This is a genomic window from Vulcanococcus sp. (genome assembly GCF_044369115.1).
Classification (GTDB): domain Bacteria; phylum Cyanobacteriota; class Cyanobacteriia; order PCC-6307; family Cyanobiaceae; genus Vulcanococcus.
Genome location: NZ_JBIPMN010000054.1, coordinates 1 through 14,302 on the forward strand (window position 1 = coordinate 1; position 14,302 = coordinate 14,302).

At 64.1% G+C, this 14,302-nt stretch carries 24 protein-coding genes, 1 tRNA gene and 1 pseudogene; 14 read left to right on the forward strand and 12 right to left on the reverse strand.

The window, feature by feature from the left end; translation table 11 throughout:
• The first annotated feature begins 24 nt into the window (after window positions 1–24).
• Both ACIQ2E_RS05765 and grxD read left to right on the forward strand, forming a co-directional pair.
• Window positions 25–261, forward strand: a complete 237-nt coding sequence (locus ACIQ2E_RS05765) for a BolA family protein (RefSeq protein WP_010303368.1) — start codon at window positions 25–27, stop codon at window positions 259–261.
• Between the two features lie 3 nt (window positions 262–264).
• Window positions 265–585, forward strand: a complete 321-nt coding sequence (gene grxD, locus ACIQ2E_RS05770; RefSeq protein WP_296445655.1) for a Grx4 family monothiol glutaredoxin — start codon at window positions 265–267, stop codon at window positions 583–585.
• 19 nt (window positions 586–604) lie between these two features.
• Here grxD and ACIQ2E_RS05775 read toward each other — a convergent pair whose 3' ends face one another.
• Window positions 605–871, reverse strand: coding sequence for a DUF6761 family protein (locus ACIQ2E_RS05775; RefSeq protein WP_010303359.1), 267 nt, complete (start codon window positions 869–871; stop codon window positions 605–607).
• An 81-nt stretch (window positions 872–952) separates the two neighbouring features.
• On the opposite strand from ACIQ2E_RS05775, the gene ACIQ2E_RS05780 reads away from it, so the two are divergent.
• A complete protein-coding gene (locus ACIQ2E_RS05780; protein WP_398327469.1) occupies window positions 953–1,750 on the forward strand; it encodes a response regulator transcription factor in 798 nt (265 codons plus the stop codon).
• 138 nt (window positions 1,751–1,888) lie between these two features.
• Here ACIQ2E_RS05780 and ACIQ2E_RS05785 read toward each other — a convergent pair whose 3' ends face one another.
• The 4 genes from ACIQ2E_RS05785 to crtH form a co-directional block, all read right to left on the reverse strand.
• On the reverse strand, window positions 1,889–2,401 hold the full coding sequence (locus tag ACIQ2E_RS05785; RefSeq protein ID WP_398327472.1) for a hypothetical protein: 513 nt from the start codon (window positions 2,399–2,401) through the stop codon (window positions 1,889–1,891).
• Window positions 2,398–2,688 carry a hypothetical protein gene (locus ACIQ2E_RS05790; protein ID WP_398327475.1) on the reverse strand — a complete coding sequence of 97 codons (291 nt, stop codon included), beginning with the start codon at window positions 2,686–2,688 and terminating at the stop codon, window positions 2,398–2,400. Before ACIQ2E_RS05790 ends, ACIQ2E_RS05785 begins: the two co-directional genes overlap by 4 nt.
• An 88-nt stretch (window positions 2,689–2,776) precedes the next feature.
• A complete protein-coding gene (locus ACIQ2E_RS05795; protein WP_398327478.1) occupies window positions 2,777–3,007 on the reverse strand; it encodes a hypothetical protein in 231 nt (76 codons plus the stop codon).
• 50 nt (window positions 3,008–3,057) lie between these two features.
• Window positions 3,058–4,629: a carotenoid isomerase gene (gene crtH, locus ACIQ2E_RS05800; RefSeq protein WP_398327481.1), complete on the reverse strand. Its 1,572-nt coding sequence runs from the start codon at window positions 4,627–4,629 to the stop codon at window positions 3,058–3,060.
• 83 nt (window positions 4,630–4,712) lie between these two features.
• Between crtH and ACIQ2E_RS05805 the strand changes: the two genes are divergently transcribed.
• Window positions 4,713–5,465 carry a glycosyltransferase family 2 protein gene (locus ACIQ2E_RS05805; protein WP_398327484.1) on the forward strand — a complete coding sequence of 251 codons (753 nt, stop codon included), beginning with the start codon at window positions 4,713–4,715 and terminating at the stop codon, window positions 5,463–5,465.
• Here ACIQ2E_RS05805 and trmFO read toward each other — a convergent pair.
• Window positions 5,454–6,794, reverse strand: coding sequence for an FADH(2)-oxidizing methylenetetrahydrofolate--tRNA-(uracil(54)-C(5))-methyltransferase TrmFO (trmFO, locus tag ACIQ2E_RS05810; RefSeq protein ID WP_398327487.1), 1,341 nt, complete (start codon window positions 6,792–6,794; stop codon window positions 5,454–5,456). The two genes, ACIQ2E_RS05805 and trmFO, sit on opposite strands and share 12 nt — an antisense overlap.
• Before the next feature lie 109 nt (window positions 6,795–6,903).
• On the opposite strand from trmFO, the gene ACIQ2E_RS05815 reads away from it, so the two are divergent.
• Window positions 6,904–7,410 (forward strand): hypothetical protein, encoded by a 507-nt coding sequence (locus tag ACIQ2E_RS05815; RefSeq protein WP_398327490.1) that lies wholly within the window; start codon window positions 6,904–6,906, stop codon window positions 7,408–7,410.
• The gene (locus tag ACIQ2E_RS05820; RefSeq protein ID WP_398327493.1) at window positions 7,407–8,186 is read left to right on the forward strand and encodes a hypothetical protein; all 780 of its coding nucleotides are present in this window, start codon (window positions 7,407–7,409) and stop codon (window positions 8,184–8,186) included. Before ACIQ2E_RS05815 ends, ACIQ2E_RS05820 begins: the two co-directional genes overlap by 4 nt.
• Window positions 8,187–8,305: 119 nt before the next feature.
• Here the strand turns inward: ACIQ2E_RS05820 and ACIQ2E_RS05825 are convergent, their stop codons facing one another.
• Entirely contained in the window at window positions 8,306–8,428 is a 123-nt protein-coding gene (locus ACIQ2E_RS05825; protein ID WP_010303228.1) for a photosystem II protein Y, read from the reverse strand.
• Between the two features lie 93 nt (window positions 8,429–8,521).
• On the reverse strand, window positions 8,522–9,046 hold the full coding sequence (locus ACIQ2E_RS05830) for a gamma carbonic anhydrase family protein (protein WP_398327496.1): 525 nt from the start codon (window positions 9,044–9,046) through the stop codon (window positions 8,522–8,524).
• 126 nt (window positions 9,047–9,172) lie between these two features.
• Between ACIQ2E_RS05830 and ACIQ2E_RS05835 the strand changes: the two genes are divergently transcribed.
• The 5 genes from ACIQ2E_RS05835 to ACIQ2E_RS05855 all read left to right on the forward strand — a co-directional run bounded on the left by ACIQ2E_RS05835 (window position 9,173) and on the right by ACIQ2E_RS05855 (window position 10,915).
• Window positions 9,173–9,244, forward strand: a tRNA-Lys gene (locus ACIQ2E_RS05835).
• A 236-nt stretch (window positions 9,245–9,480) separates the two neighbouring features.
• A complete protein-coding gene (locus ACIQ2E_RS05840) occupies window positions 9,481–9,981 on the forward strand; it encodes a hypothetical protein (protein ID WP_398327499.1) in 501 nt (166 codons plus the stop codon).
• A 30-nt stretch (window positions 9,982–10,011) separates the two neighbouring features.
• On the forward strand, window positions 10,012–10,248 hold the full coding sequence (gene vapB, locus ACIQ2E_RS05845; protein WP_398327502.1) for a type II toxin-antitoxin system VapB family antitoxin: 237 nt from the start codon (window positions 10,012–10,014) through the stop codon (window positions 10,246–10,248).
• 8 nt (window positions 10,249–10,256) lie between these two features.
• Window positions 10,257–10,655 (forward strand): type II toxin-antitoxin system VapC family toxin, encoded by a 399-nt coding sequence (locus ACIQ2E_RS05850; RefSeq protein WP_398327505.1) that lies wholly within the window; start codon window positions 10,257–10,259, stop codon window positions 10,653–10,655.
• Window positions 10,656–10,678: 23 nt separating this feature from the next.
• Entirely contained in the window at window positions 10,679–10,915 is a 237-nt protein-coding gene (locus ACIQ2E_RS05855; RefSeq protein ID WP_398327508.1) for a DUF433 domain-containing protein, read from the forward strand.
• A 49-nt stretch (window positions 10,916–10,964) separates the two neighbouring features.
• Here ACIQ2E_RS05855 and ACIQ2E_RS05860 read toward each other — a convergent pair whose 3' ends face one another.
• The 4 genes from ACIQ2E_RS05860 to ACIQ2E_RS05875 all read right to left on the reverse strand — a co-directional run bounded on the left by ACIQ2E_RS05860 (window position 10,965) and on the right by ACIQ2E_RS05875 (window position 11,963).
• Window positions 10,965–11,318 (reverse strand): hypothetical protein, encoded by a 354-nt coding sequence (locus ACIQ2E_RS05860; protein ID WP_398327511.1) that lies wholly within the window; start codon window positions 11,316–11,318, stop codon window positions 10,965–10,967.
• A 15-nt stretch (window positions 11,319–11,333) separates the two neighbouring features.
• Window positions 11,334–11,438 (reverse strand): HepT-like ribonuclease domain-containing protein, encoded by a 105-nt coding sequence (locus tag ACIQ2E_RS05865; protein WP_398327527.1) that lies wholly within the window; start codon window positions 11,436–11,438, stop codon window positions 11,334–11,336.
• A complete protein-coding gene (locus ACIQ2E_RS05870) occupies window positions 11,393–11,662 on the reverse strand; it encodes a DUF86 domain-containing protein (RefSeq protein WP_398327514.1) in 270 nt (89 codons plus the stop codon). Before ACIQ2E_RS05870 ends, ACIQ2E_RS05865 begins: the two co-directional genes overlap by 46 nt.
• A 112-nt stretch (window positions 11,663–11,774) precedes the next feature.
• Complete coding sequence (locus ACIQ2E_RS05875; RefSeq protein ID WP_398327517.1) at window positions 11,775–11,963, reverse strand: nucleotidyltransferase family protein; 189 nt, start codon at window positions 11,961–11,963, stop codon at window positions 11,775–11,777.
• Window positions 11,964–12,109: 146 nt separating this feature from the next.
• On the opposite strand from ACIQ2E_RS05875, the pseudogene ACIQ2E_RS05880 reads away from it, so the two are divergent.
• From ACIQ2E_RS05880 to ACIQ2E_RS05890, 3 genes and pseudogenes are all read left to right on the forward strand, one after another.
• A pseudogene (locus ACIQ2E_RS05880) lies at window positions 12,110–12,352 on the forward strand (transposase); the annotation flags it as partial.
• A 426-nt stretch (window positions 12,353–12,778) separates the two neighbouring features.
• Window positions 12,779–13,087, forward strand: a complete 309-nt coding sequence (locus tag ACIQ2E_RS05885) for an addiction module antidote protein (protein WP_398327520.1) — start codon at window positions 12,779–12,781, stop codon at window positions 13,085–13,087.
• Window positions 13,088–13,187: 100 nt separating this feature from the next.
• Window positions 13,188–13,586 carry a hypothetical protein gene (locus ACIQ2E_RS05890; RefSeq protein ID WP_398327523.1) on the forward strand — a complete coding sequence of 133 codons (399 nt, stop codon included), beginning with the start codon at window positions 13,188–13,190 and terminating at the stop codon, window positions 13,584–13,586.
• Window positions 13,587–14,302: the final 716 nt, after the last annotated feature.

Consider the following 14,302-nt stretch of genomic DNA (forward strand, 5'->3'; position numbering starts at 1 on the left):
GCCCTCTCCCCGACGCTTCTAGCGATGGTCCATCCCGACCAGGTGAGAGCTGCCATCACCCAGGCCCTGCCGGATGCCCGCGTTGAGGTGGAAGACCTCACCGGCGGCGGCGATCACCTGCAGGTGACGGTGGTCTCCACCGCCTTCGACGGCCTGAGCCGCGTGAAGCAGCACCAGCTCGTGTACGGAGCCTTGCGCAGTGAACTGGCCAGCGAGGCCATTCACGCCCTGGCTCTGCAGACCTCCACTCCCACCGCCTGATCCATGGACGCCTCCACCAAGCAACGCATCGAACAGCTGATCGGCAGCAGCCCGGTGTTCGTATTCATGAAGGGCAACAAGCTGATGCCCCAGTGCGGCTTCAGCAACAACGTGGTGCAGATCCTCAACGCCCTGGCGGTGCCGTTCGAAACCTTCGACGTGCTTTCCGACCCGGAGGTGCGTCAGGGGATCAAGGAGTTTTCGGATTGGCCCACCATTCCCCAGGTGTATGTGAACGGTGAGTTCATGGGCGGATCGGACATCCTGATCGAGATGTACAACTCCGGCGAGCTGCGCGAAAAGCTGGCTGTGGCTCTGGCTTGAAGCCGCGCCAGGGGCCGGATCAGTTCCGGCCCGTTTCGTAGAGGGTGCTCATGTCATCGCCGGGGCCGATGAAGCTGGAGGGGTCCATGATCCAGCGATCCACCAGTTCTTCCAGGCGCCGCTGGGTGAGCGCATCGAGCACAGCGGTTTTGCGCAGGGCGTGTAGATATCCGTCGGCGTAGAGGCGCAGCTCCGCCGGGCTGTGGTAGCGGCTAGCCAGCGATTGGCAGGCGTCACACAGCGACTGGAAGTGGCGGATCGCGTCTGGGTGTTGCAGAGCGGTCATGACAGGACCGGATGGGACAGCTGGCAAGGCATCGCCTGATACCACTCTGGCCAGGAAAACAGGGATAGCGTAGGCAGAACCATGGAGAAGCAGGTGGAATCCTCCGCTGTCGGCTCCACAACCAGCGCCCCCGCTGCTACAGCCAACGGTGCCGAGACGACCCTGAAGCGTGTGTTGGTGGTTGATCCCCACCCCACGCTGCGCACTGTGCTGGCCCAGCGTCTGCGTCAAGACGGCTACCTGGCTGCCGCCGTGGCCAGCGCCGCAGAAGCCGTGGCCCTCTGCGATGACCTCACGCCTGATCTGCTGGTGGCGGCGGAACTGCTGGAAGAAACCACGGCGTTGAAGCTGGCCGCACAGTTGCGCTGCCCCGTGATGGTGCTCACCGCGCGCTCGGGCTCAGAGCCGGTTGTGGCCCTGCTCGATGCCGGCGCCGACGATGTGTTGCGCAAGCCCTTTGGCTTGGAGGAATTGGCCGCCCGCAGCCGCTCCTTGCTGCGCCGCAGCCGCAGTGGGCTGCAGGAGCGGGTGTGCGTGGGGCCGCTGGAGGTGCACTTGCTGCTGCGCCAGGTGACGCTGCGCGATCAGCCGGTGGAGCTCAGCCCTCGCGAGTTTGCGTTGCTCTGTGCCTTGTTGATGCCACCTGGAGTGGTGCGCAACCGCAGTGAACTGCTGCGGATGGCTTGGCCTCCGTTCAGCGGCGGCCCCCGCTCGGTGGACACCCAGGTGCTCACCCTGCGCCGCAAGCTCGAGCAGGCCGGCCTGGGCGAAGGCGGCGGCATTGAAACCGTGCGGCAGCAGGGCTATCGCTTCAGCCTCGATACGATCCCGGCGGAGACGTCAACGGCGGTATCGTCGGGGGTGGCCTTGAATTGCTGAGATCAGCGGTCGTGGTCATCCAACTGAGCGATCAAGAGAGCACGTTTCAACGATTCGGGCTTTCCTGTTCGCAAGAATGGTGAGCGGCGGTGTAACTGATCGCGTCCATGCAGCTGGCGGAAGAGTCGGGCGACGGTTTCAGCGGAGAGCAATCCAGGCGAGTTCACCGCCCAGGAACACACCGCACAACACCGCCAGAAGTTGATATGTCCAGGGCGGGCTGATCCGGCCGATGGAGCTGGTGTCGAGGCCGCTCTGCCGGCTGAACTGGCTCAGGAAGTCCTCGAAGGCCTGCACCCGCTGGGGCAGCAGGTAGGCCGATCCGTTTTTTGTGCGCACATAGAACACGCGACCGCCCTGGCTGGTGGCCACGGGTGTGAGCCCGCTGATTTGATCCCAGCTCAGCTGCCAGCCGCGCCGCAGCAGCCAGCTGCACCAGGCGGGATGGCCGACGCCGATGCCGGCGTCGCTGAGTTCCACCTGTTCGCTCACCAGGGCCAGGATCAGCGCCAGACCTAGGGGAAGCGCCGCCCACAGCCAGGGTTGCTGGGCTGCGGGAGCAAGCAGGGGCAGGGGCAACACCAGCGCTAGATAGAGGCTGATCAGCGTGAAGCGGATCAGGGGCGCCATCGGGTAGCGCTTGGCTGTCATCGATCCTCAGGCGAGCCGGGCAGCGGTTCGAGCAGCTCCGAGGGTTGGTAGCGCCCGCCGAACACGTCCTGCTCGCGGCCTTTCCAGAACTCCCCCAGCCGCATCAGATCAGAATGGGCCTCTTGGAGTTTGTCGATGTACTCCTGCGGATCCATGGAGGAGCGCTCTTCCTTGAGCTTGGTGAGCCGCAGCAGTTGCAGCATCCAGGGCTTGCTCAGCTCGCCCCGCTGCTCGAGGTAGCGGGCCAGTTCAGCGGCGGAGATGTTGCTGTCGCTGGGTGCGGCCATGGGGCTGCGGCGCAGATGAGAATGAAACCCTATGGGGATCCAGCCGGTAGCTGCGGGTTCGGATCTCCGTGCCGGGCTGGCCTGGGAATCAGTTCAGTAGCTGAGTGAGTAAGGGATCTTGCTCGTCGCTGAATGGATTCACCACCCGCACCCCTCGCCAGTTCAGGCCTGGGTGCAGGTCTTCGGTGAGGAGAAGGCGAGCTCCGCTTTCGGCAGCCACGTTCAGCACCAACGCGTCCCAGCTGCTGAGTTGATGGGCGACCTGACGCAGCAGCTTGGAGAAGGAGCGGTTGGCGTCAGCGGCATTGACGTTGATCATGCCCCTGCAGTGACTTTCACTACTTTGGTGCTGTTTCTGGGTGGCGCTGTCTAGGCCGGCAGCGCCCAGGGGTTGAGCCCTAGGTCCGCGCCGATGCGGTGGGCGCAGGCGAAGCCGCTGAAGGCCACGGCGTTGAGGCCCTGGCCGGGGAAGCAGGAATCGCCCACGCAATAGAGGTGCTGGAGGCCGGTGCGGTTGAAGGGCATCGGCAGGAGCCCCGGAAGCCGCAGGGCCGGGATGGGCCCGTAGCTGCCGCCCATGCGGCCGAGGAAGCGGCGGTGGGTGCGGGGTGTGCCGATCTCCTGGTGGCGGATCGCGCCGCCCAGCCCCGGCAGGATCGCTTCCAGCCGCTGCACCAGACGGGCGGCATCGGCGGCCTTCTTGGCCTTGTAATCCGCGGGGCTGAGATTTATCCAGGCCTGAATGTCGCTGGGGGTGAAGGTGTGCACGATGTGCCGGCCCTCCGGTGCCAGGGAGGGATCGAGCAGCGTGGGGATCGACACGAAGATCACCCCCTGTTCGCTCTCCATCTCAGCCCAGTCTTCAAGGATGAGGTGATGGCAGTGGAAGCCTTGGGGGATCACCGAGGCGTCCACCCCCAGGTGCAGCGAGAGGAAGGAGGGTGAGGGTTTGTAGCGGCGGCGCCAGGTGGTTTCCGCTTTGGGTGTGTGGGCCGCGTCCACGAGGGCGGCGCTGCGGGGGCGCTGCACGTCGGCGTTTTCTTGCTTGGTTTCAAACGTGTCCCAGCGGGTGGCATTGCTCACCACGCGGCGGGCGCGGATCTCCTCGCCATTGGCCAGCTGCACGCCCACGGCCTGGCCGTTCTCGATCAAAACCTTGGTGACGCGCGCCTTGTAGCGGATCGCGCCGCCATGGCTCTCCAGCCCGGCCACCAGCTTTTCGGCGATCACCCCCACGCCTCCTTTGGGGTAGTTGATGCCGCCGGCATGGCGATCGGAGAACACCATCCCCGCATTGATCATCGGGGTGAGGTCTGCGGGCATCACGCTCCAGCAGAAGCACTCCATGTCGATCAACTTGAGCAGCTGTTCATCGCGGATGTGCTTGCGCGCCACATCGCCCACGTTGAAGGGCAACCAGCGAGCCAGCCCCAGGCAGGCCAGCGGTGCTTTGAAGAACACCTTGGTGAGATAGGCCGGGTCCTCAAGCGAGAGCAGCGGCATCGCATCCAGGCAGTTGAACACCTGCCAGCAGGTGTCGTAGAAGGCGCGGATGCCCTTGGCCTCGTGGGGGAACAGCGCCGAGAGGCGAGCGATGAAGGCCTCGTAGTCGCGGTCGACCGCCACGTTGAGCCCGCCGGGCAGGTGGTATTCGAGCTGCGCCGGATCAGGCACCGTGTCGCAGTGTTGGCCCACATCGGCCAGGGCGCGGGTGAGCAGGTTGGTGTGCCCCTTCTCTCCGAACCCGAAGATCATCGAGGCGCCCACATCAAAGGTGTAGCCCTCGCGCCGGAAGCTCCCTCCCGAACCACCTGGGATTAGGTAGCGCTCCAGCACCAGTGTTTTCGCTCCCTTGGCCGCCAGCTGCGAGGCGGTGACCAGGCCGCCGATGCCCGAGCCGATCACGATCACATCCCAGGTGGGGGCAGGGGTTGTGGTCACCGGGGCTTGCGGGCGGGTTGGGGCGACCCTAGGAGCCGGCCGCTCGGCAGATCGTGGTTCAATCGCTTGATCGCAGGGAATCGATGGCGGTTGTGTCCGGTCGCGGGGCTGCCGTGATCACGCCCTATTGCAGTGAATCCCTGCCGGTGTTGGAGCGCTGCCATCAGAGCTGCGCCAGCCAGACGGTGCCGATCCGGCACGTGATGGTGGCCGATGGTGAAGCCCGTCCTGAGATCGATGGCTGGGATTGCGATCACCTGGTGCTGCCGCACCGCCACGCTGACAACGGCAACACGCCGCGCTGCCTGGGGGCGATCTCCGCCATCAACCGCGGTTACTGGCCGATCCTGATGCTCGATGCCGACAACTGGTTTGAGCCGCAGCATGTGGGGCTCGCCCTGGAGCTGAAACGCCGTCAGCCCATGGCCGATGTGCTGGTGATGGGGCGGCGGGTGGTGTTGCCGGATGGAACTGAGGTGCCCGGAGTGCCTGAGGAAGATGCGCTGCGGATCCACGCCGACACGTCTTGCTTTGTGTTCTATCCCCGCAGCTTTCGGGTCCTGGCGCTCTGGGGAATGATGCCACCCTATCTGGGTCCGGTGTGCGATCGCTTTGTGTTCACCGCGGTGCAGCAGATGGGATTGCAGCTCGCCTGGTGCGAGCTGCCCAGCGTTGTGTTCACCGCTCACTACAGCTGGGCCTACCAGGCGCTGAACCGCGAGCCACCGGCCGATGTGCATGACATCGACTGGGATCAGATCAAGGCCCGTTTCGACGCCGGAGAGGTGTTTGAGCGCACGGGCATCGAGAGTTGGATCGTGGAGTTAGGGCAGTGAGGCGATGCTGGCCAGTGCCCGATCCCGGTAGGCGCCATAGCGCCGGCGCTTGTCGCGGATGCGCTCAGGCAGCTCCGGCAAGAGGCCGAAGTTGGGGGGCATCGGCTGGAACTTTTCGCTGGGGGCCTCAGCGATGAAGTGTGTGAGCGCGCCGATCATGGAGGTGGCTGGTAGCTGCAACGGCTCCTGGCCGAGGGCAAGCCGGGCAGCGTTGGTGCCAGCGAGCCAACCGCCTGCCACGGCGGCTGCGTAGCCCTCGGTGCCGGTGATCTGCCCCGCCGCGAGCAGCGTGGGCCGTTGGCGGAATTGCAGGGTGGGATCGAGCAGCTGCGGCGCCTCGAGGAAGGTGTTGCGGTGCATCACGCCGAAGCGCACAAACTCAGCGTTCTCCAGGCCTGGGATCAGCCGCAGCACCCGCTTCTGCTCACCCCACTTGAGGTTGGTCTGGAAGCCCACCAGGTTCCAGAGGCGGCCGTCTTTGTCTTCCTGGCGCAGCTGCACCACGGCATAGGCGCGGTTGGCGCGGCGCACGTCGCGGTCGTTCACATCGCCCCAACGCGGATCCCAGAGGCCGATCGGTTTGAGCGGGCCGTAGCGCATCGTGTCTTCGCCGCGGCGGGCGAGCTCCTCGATCGGCAGGCAGCCCTCGAAGAAGGTGGCGTTCTCTTTTTCGAAATCTTTGAGCTCGGCTTGTTCAGCGGCCAGCAGCGCCTCGCGGAAGGCGAGGAACTGCTCCTTGTTCATGGGGCAGTTGATGTAGTCGGCGTCGCCCTTGTCGTAGCGGGAGGCGCGGAAAGCCACTGAGAGATCGATGCTCTCGCCCTCCACGATCGGGCTCGCGGCATCAAAGAAGTGGCAATCGGCCCGGCCGGTGAAGGCGCGCAGCTGATCGGCCAGGGGCTCACTGGTGAGCGGACCGGTGGCCAGCACGGTGATCTGCTCGGGGCCGGGCAGCTCGGTTTGCTCGCGGCGCTCAACGGTCACCAGCGGGTGCTGCTCGAGGGCTTCGGTGAGGGCGGCGCTGTAGCGGCCGCGGTCCACCGCCAGGGCACCGCCGGCGGGTACGGCGTGCTCATCAGCGGTGCGGATCACCAGCGAGCCCAGGCGGCGGAGCTCCTCTTGCAGCAGGCCTGCGGCGCGGTCGCTGCTGAGTGCCCCGAAGCTGTTGCTGCACACCAGCTCGGCGAATTCGCTGCTGTGGTGCGCCGGGGAGCGGCGGATCGGCCGCATTTCCACCAGGCGCACGGGCACGCCGGCGCTGGCGATCTGCCAGGCGGCTTCCGTGCCGGCCAGGCCAGCGCCGATCACCAACACCGTTGGGCTGCTCATCTGCACCGGGGCGCTGCACCTTGATTTCACCCTACGGGGCGCCCCGGGCTCGCTTGACGTTCCTCCGGGCTGTGGACAGGTTGCGGGAGTGATGCCGGGCGCGTTCTGGATGAAGCGATCGTTGCTGCTGCTGCTCGGCGGGGTCTTGGCCTTGCTCGCAGGCCTGCAGCGGCCTGGTCAGGCCCAAAGCGCTGATGTGATCTACAGCCTCGTCACCACCTGCAGCCTCGGCAAAGGCAAAGCCCAGCCCTGCCAGGTGGAGGCGGTGGAGGTGGGTGAGGCCACCGAATACCGCCATCGGTTGGGGGCCCGCACGATCAGCTACCGGATCCTGGAAGACCCCTACGTGCGCATCGAGGGCCGCAAGGCGGCTGATGCGCCCTGGACCAGCGTGCGCAACGCCTGGATCAACTTCACCACCAACGAGCTCTGCTTCAACGACCGCGCCTTCTGCGTGGTGAACCCCACCTTCCTGGCGGATGTGAAGGCCGAGGCGCAGGGGCCGGCCTTTGAGGGCCGCGAAACCGTGGGGCTGGCCTTCGGAGACGCCGGCCGGGTGGACATCGCCTGTTTTGACAACGGCTGCCGTCGACTGTTGGAGGCCATCGGACGATGACGAGAGCGATTCGTTCCAGCGCCCTGCTGTTGGGCCTGGCGTTGGTGCTGCAGCCGATGGAGCCGCTGGCGGCGATGGAGATCCCCGCGGCCCTGGAGATCGCCCGAGGCGGCGGTGGTCATGGAGGCGGTCATGGAGGTGGCGGTCGTGCGGCATCCCGTGGCGGCAGCGGAGCCCGCACGGGCTTTGCCTCCTTCAGCGGGGGCAGCAACCGCAGCAGCCTGCGCCTGGACTCCCGGCCAGCGGAGCGCAGCGGACGCGTCGACACCCGACAGGGGAATCGCAAGGAGCGAACCGACCTGCGGCAGAGCAACCGCAGCGAGCGTGTGAATGACCGCAATCGCACCCGCCGCCAAGCGATCAACACCTGGGATCGCAACCGGCCCAACTGGGTGAACCGCAATTGGGATGTGAATCGTCCCTGGCGCTACGGCTGGTACGGCGGCTCGTACTGGAACAACTGGGGTTGGTGGCCCGGCCGGGCCGCCGCCTGGGGGCTGGGCACGTTGGCCACCTTCGCCGTGATTGACAGCCTGGTGGACAGTGCTGTGAACAGCCAGACCAGCTACATCGTCGTGCCGGACTCGGATTACTCCCTCTACTACAGCTCTGTGCAGGCGTCGGGTGATCTGGTGAGCTTCCAGGCCGACGACGGCTCGAACACCAATACGTTCCGCGCCGACTGCCGCTCGGGAACCCTGAACGGCTACCCCCCGCAGAACGCCGACGAAGCCCAGCTGCTCAATGCGGCCTGCCAGGTGGCGTTCGGGCAATGAGCGGCCTCGCTGGCTGGATGCGCTGACTCGTTCGATGGACTGAATACGCAAAAGCCCCCGCGTTGGCGGGGGCTCTCAGGTCGCCGGTCCGGTAGGACCGATGAGCTGGCTTGCGGCGATCAACCGTTGGCGCGCTTGAGCATCATTTGCAGCTGGCCCACGGCAGCGCGGCCGATGTTGAACACAGCCCAGCCAGCGGCCAGTGCGATCGGGGTCACAACGAGCAGGAGCCGAGCATCCATGGCTGAGTGTTACGGAGAAGCGTGATCTGATCTTACGGACCATCCCAAGGCCACCGAGTTCGCCTCGGGGCTGTTGACTGAATTCGCAGCAATTCAGGCCTGTGAGAAGCCCAGGTCGCTGGAGCGGCCGGCATGGGCCATCGCCAGTTGGCGGTAGCGGCGGGCGTGTTCCCGTTGCTCGTCTGCTTGCTCCTCGCTCAGCTCGCGCTTCAGCTGGGCCGGTGCACCCATCACCAGCGCCCGCGCTGGAACGTTCTTGGTGACGACCGAGCCGGCTGCCACCAGCGCACCGGCTCCAACGGTGACGCCGTTGAGGACGATGGCGCCGATCCCGATCAGGCAGCCTTCTTCCAGGGTGGCGCCATGCACCACGGCCCGGTGGCCGATGGTCACGTCGGCGCCGATGCTGACGGGCTGGCCGGGGTCGCCATGCAACACGGCGCCGTCCTGCACGTTGCTGCCCTCTCCGATCGTGATGGCACACACATCGCCGCGGGCCACGGCGGTGGGCCAGAGGCTGGCTCCGGCTGCCAAATGCACATCGCCGATCAGCACAGCCGAGTCGGCCACCCAGGCATCGGGATGAACCGTGGGCTGAGGCCAGGGCAGATCAGTCATGACAAGCGGGCGGTCACGGGCACGAGCCCACCATCCTCGGCGCGGTTGGAGGCCGGCCCCTCCGGGTGATACGTTCACTGGGTGCCCGCAAGGGCCACCCCCGAACCTGGTTTTCCAGCTCCGGGCGGGTCGTTAGCTCAGCGGTAGAGCACTCGGCTTTTAACCGATTGGTCCTGAGTTCGAATCTCAGACGACCCATTTTGTGTCTCAGCTTTTGCTGACTGGCTTTTGCCAGTAGCAGCAAGTGATCTCAGGCTACTGGCAGGCGTTTGCGCCAGGCCAGAATGAGACCGCGAACGTGCTGAGAAGGCGCCAATTGCGCCAAATGTTTGGGGGTTTCCCCCAAACACCCCCAAACATCACGGGATCCCTTGGGGCACCGTGAGACCGATCGGCCAGCGGCTGGGGAACTCTCCCCTTAAAGCCCTTGAGCCATGACACAGGCCAACAGCGCCCTGAGCAGCGCCAACGGTGTGTTGCGAGCCCATCACCTGCCCTTCCGGTTGCGGGCGGGGCACAACAGCCGTTGGGTGAGCGTGTACGAAAACCTGCCCGGGCGGCGGGTACGGGAGCGGGCCGTGCGCGGCTGCTCCAGCCAGGACGATCTGGCGATCGAAGAACTCTGCTTCCGTCTGGTGAGCGAGGCGCGCAAGTGTCCTGACGCCACCCTCGAGCAGTTGCTCGGCAGCCCCGGCGATGAGCCAGACGGCATGGCGCCGCGTCTTGCGCCGACCTGGCCGGAGATCTGCGAGGCCGTTGTGGCGTTCCAGCGCCGCCAGGGCGTGAACATGAACCTGGTGGGCCCATTCAAAGGGCAGGGCTATTTCCGTCTGTTGCCGGCTGATCGGGCTGCCCGGGAAGCGGATGTGCGCCGCTTTGCACTGCACACCAGCGAAAGCCTCAAGGCGCAAGCCGGACGTGAGCAAGAAGGATAGACTCTTGGTATATCCCCTGAAGGGTGTGCCGTGGTCGGCATTACCAAGCTGTTCCTGAGTAATCGCAGCCAGGCGGTGCGCATCCCCGCTCACCTGCGCCTGCCGGATTCCGTCAAAGCTGTCGAGGTGCGTGCTTGCGGTCAGGAGCGGATCATTTCGCCGGTTGGCCAGCGTTGGGACAGTTTTTTCCATGACGGCCCACGGGTGCCGGATGACTTCATGGCCGAACGCTCCAGCCAGGAGCAGCCCGAGCGTGAGGCATTCTAAGAGCGGTCATGTTGCGCTATCTGCTGGATACCAATATCTGTATCTACGTGATCAAGCGCAGGCCTGAATCACTCTTGGATCGCTTCAATGAGAAGGCCTCTCACCTGGCGATCTCCGCCATCACCCTGGCCGAACTGCTGCACGGGGCCGAGAAGAGTTCTCAGCCGCAGCGCACCCTCTCGGTGGTGCAGGATTTCTGCAGCAGGCTCGATGTGCTCGATTACGGCGCCAAAGCGGCTCAGCATTACGGGCAGATCCGATCCGCCCTGGAGCGACGCGGCACGCCGATTGGCGTGAACGACCTTCACATCGCCGCCCATGCACGCAGCGAAGGGCTCACATTGGTCAGCAACAACCTGCGGGAATTCAAGCGTGTTGAGGGTTTGCTCTATGAAAACTGGATCTGAATGACCGATCAGCATGAGGCCAGATGAACTGGGCTGACTGCTCTGCAGTACAACGAGATACCCAGCGCCTCAGCGGTGTTTGGCTGTTCAGGGGGACGCGTGTTCCGTTGGCAGCACTGTTTGACAACCTCCAGGACGACGTTTCCCTGACTGAGTGTGTGGATCTCTTTACGGGCGTGACCATCGAACAAGCCAGGTTGGCGCTCGAACATGCCGCCAGAAGCGCAGCTGGAAGCACTGATGGTGCGCGCATCACCTGACCTGCCCAACGGGAGCAGCAGAAAAGGCCGGCAGCGGCCGGCCTGGCCCTCAGCGGGCCTGGTGAGCTTTGAACTCCAGCTCCTGATCGGCCTCAATCGCTCGATCAATCGCCTCCACCCTGGCGAGAAACACCGCCATCGCAGGCAGCAGCTCCTCCTCCAGCAAGGCGATCTCTTCTTCCCCATAGGGATGATCGATCCAGGGCCTGGGGATCAAGAGCCCTTTGGCGGTGTGGGTGGCAAGCAGCCACTCCACGGCCCGATAACAGGACTCCACCAACCCAACCGGATCTTCCGGACCAACACCAACGGCATGGCTGACCATGACGAACTGACGCCTTCCGGCGCGGCGCTGCTGGTGGTGCGTCAGAAGCCGGTGGGGTGCATCTTGCGGACTGCTCAACCCTCGGCGCTGGGTTCATTCACCGGAAGACCTTCTGCCAAGGCAACTGACGATCTGCCAGATCGTTTCATCCTCTAGCCCGAAATAAGCATGGGCCAGGACATCTCGCAGACCTGCAATCCGCCGCCAGGGAACCGCTGGATGGCGATCGCGCTACGCGTCCGGGATCTGTTGGCGGCTTCACCGAGCAATTCGAGATTGCGCAGCACCGCATCAGTGACGAGTTCATCAGCCACAAACTGCTCCGCGTTCATCCCATCGCAGTAAAGGAGCACCCCGGAGCAGAAACGTTGCATGTCGCCCAGGAACAGCGTCCAGTCCCGTGATCCCTGGCGATCAGGCAAGAGGGATGGCCTCGTCTTCGATGCGCTGGCGCAGCTCGGCTCGCAGACCTCGGCGTGTCACCAGATCCACCGGCACGCTGAGCAGATCCTCCAGCGCCAGCTTGAGGACCATCTACTGCTCAAAACTCGGGCTGGCTGGGAATTCCACCAGCAGATCAAGGTCGCTCCCTGGCCGTGCCGAACCATGGGCGACTGAGCCGAAAACAAGCAGACCCAGGGCGCCATGAGCCGCTGTGATGCCCTGCAGCGTCGGCGCTAACCGGCGCAGCTCGTCCAGAGTTGGAGGCGATGGGGGAGCCATGCATCCATCATCGCGGCTCCTGGCTCCTGTGTCGCCAATTCCCTTCGGCTGCGCTCATGGCCATAGGCCTTGACGCTCTCCCTTCCGCTTCGCACCAGCAATCGGCTCACCACACAGCCGCGGCAGCGCGTGCCATGGAAGCGCGGATTCGATCCGAGCGGATGCTGATCGAGCAGCTCGACTACAACCTGCTGTTCCGCTGGTTTGTCGGCCTCAACCCCGACGATCCCGTCTGGCATCCCACGTCATTCACCAAGAACCGTGATCGTCTTTTGAACGAGGAGCTCATGGCGAAGTTTCTTGAGCTGCTGCTGGCTGCACCTGAGGTCAAGCCGCTGCTGAGTTCGGAGCACTTCTCTGTCGACGGCACCCTGCTGCGGGCCTGGGCCTAGTGAATAGTCTCGGCAAAAACCCTGCGGGCAGGTGATCGCTGGCGTTCGAAGGAGCAGGCAGAAGGGGCCTGCAGCGAATCTGCGGCTTGCAGTCGCGTAGCCAGGCGGCTACAATGGTGGTGTGGTTGAAGTTCGGCAAACAGAGTGCTTTGCGCAGTGGCTGAGAGATCTCCGTGATCTCAGGGCCCGAGCGCGCGTTCAAGCCAGGATTGAGCGTCTCATTGGCGGCAATCCGGGGGATGTCAAACCCATTGGCTCTGGAGTCTCTGAGTTGCGAATCAGCTACGGCCCTTGATACAGGGTCTACTTTCAGCATAAAGGCTCCACATTGATCATTCTCTTAGCTGGTGGCGATAAGTCATCACAACCAAGAGACATCGAGGAAGCTTTATTGCTGGCTCGTCAGATCAAGGAGAGCCTCTGATGGAGATCAAAACCCTGCCTTACGACGTCGCTGAGACACTCAGAACACCCGACGAAATGGCGGCCTATCTTGAGGCATGCATCGAGGAAGCTGATGGCGATGCTGCCTTCATTGCCAAGGCTCTCGGCGATATCGCACGTGCTCAGGGGATGACGCAGATCGCTCGTCAGACAGGACTCTCTCGCGAAAGCCTGTACAAAGCACTGTCTGGTGATCGCAGCCCTAGTTTTGATACTGTTCTCAAAGTGATCTCCGCACTTGGATTAAAACTGAGTGCCGAAGTTCAGGAGAAGGCCGAGACGGCCTGAGTGCAAATGACCAAGCAAGAGTCAGCGGTGCCGGTCTGTTAAGCGGGCCCTTCGAACGCGCCGCTCGAGGGGGTGGGGGGGCGCGATTGCATCGGAGAGCTTGAGCGAGGAGCTCAAGGGAATGGTGAACAAGAAGAAGGTGGCGCTGCTTTCGGCGGGTGAATCCAGGCGCCCCATCCCGAGCACCTCAGCGATTCAAGAGTGGCTGGAGCAGGTGATGTACGAGGACCCGCTGTGGGGCTGGGTGTTCGCGATGGTGGCGACCTATGGGCTCAGGCCCCATGAGGTGTGGCACATCGCTGAATTACCGGATGAGCAGGGGATGGTGAACATCGGCGTGGCGGCCCGCCACATCAAGGTCACAAAGACTGGATTTCGGGTCGCACTACCGCTGCCTGCCGACTGGGTGGAGCGCTATCAGCTGGGCGGGGCGAACGGACAGGCGGCAGCCCTCCCGGGTTTTGAGCAGGGTCCAGCCCTCAGGGGTGATTGGCATTGAGAAGTCGCGGAGAACCCTTGAGGGTTCCGGCGCCCTCGGAACCCTTTCAATCAGTTCGAATGCACTCCATGGATTCTCGCCGGCTGGTGGTCTGGATCTCCACCGGAGCCTCGGGTGTTCGACGACAATCTGGTTGAGCGCACATCAACCTGATTGACACGGGACACTCGGGTCCAGGGCGCCACGCTGGCGTTTGACCTGCTCAACTGCACCGCCCTGAGCTGGCTGTATGTGCGGATGAACGGGTTGCCGGCGGTGGAGCGGCGGGTGAACGAGACAGGTGGATCCAGCGATGTTGTGGATCCAGATGCACCGAAGCAGCCTCGGTCGGCTCCACTCAAGGGCACCCTGTGGCGCTGTTCTGCGCCCGCCCTCAGGGCCGCATCGATGACGCAGTGAACCAGGGGCTGAGCATTCTGGCTGGACTCGCTTTGGGAACCTCCGCCAATGATCGTCCTTCGGGCCGACTTTGAGCGACTCAAACGTCTCATCGCAGTCTCGTTGCCCTGCAAGAGAAGTGCCTAGACTTGGCTGGCCTTGCTTCTACCTCATTCTTGGCAGCTGCCTTGGCATTCCCTGCGGTGAATCCTGCCTCAGGCATGGGTCTCACTGTTCGCCAGGCGGCCTTTAACCGATTGGCCCTGAGTTTAAATCTCAGACGACCCATTTTGTGTCTCAGCTTTTGCTGATTGGCTTCTGCCAGTTGTAACAAGTGA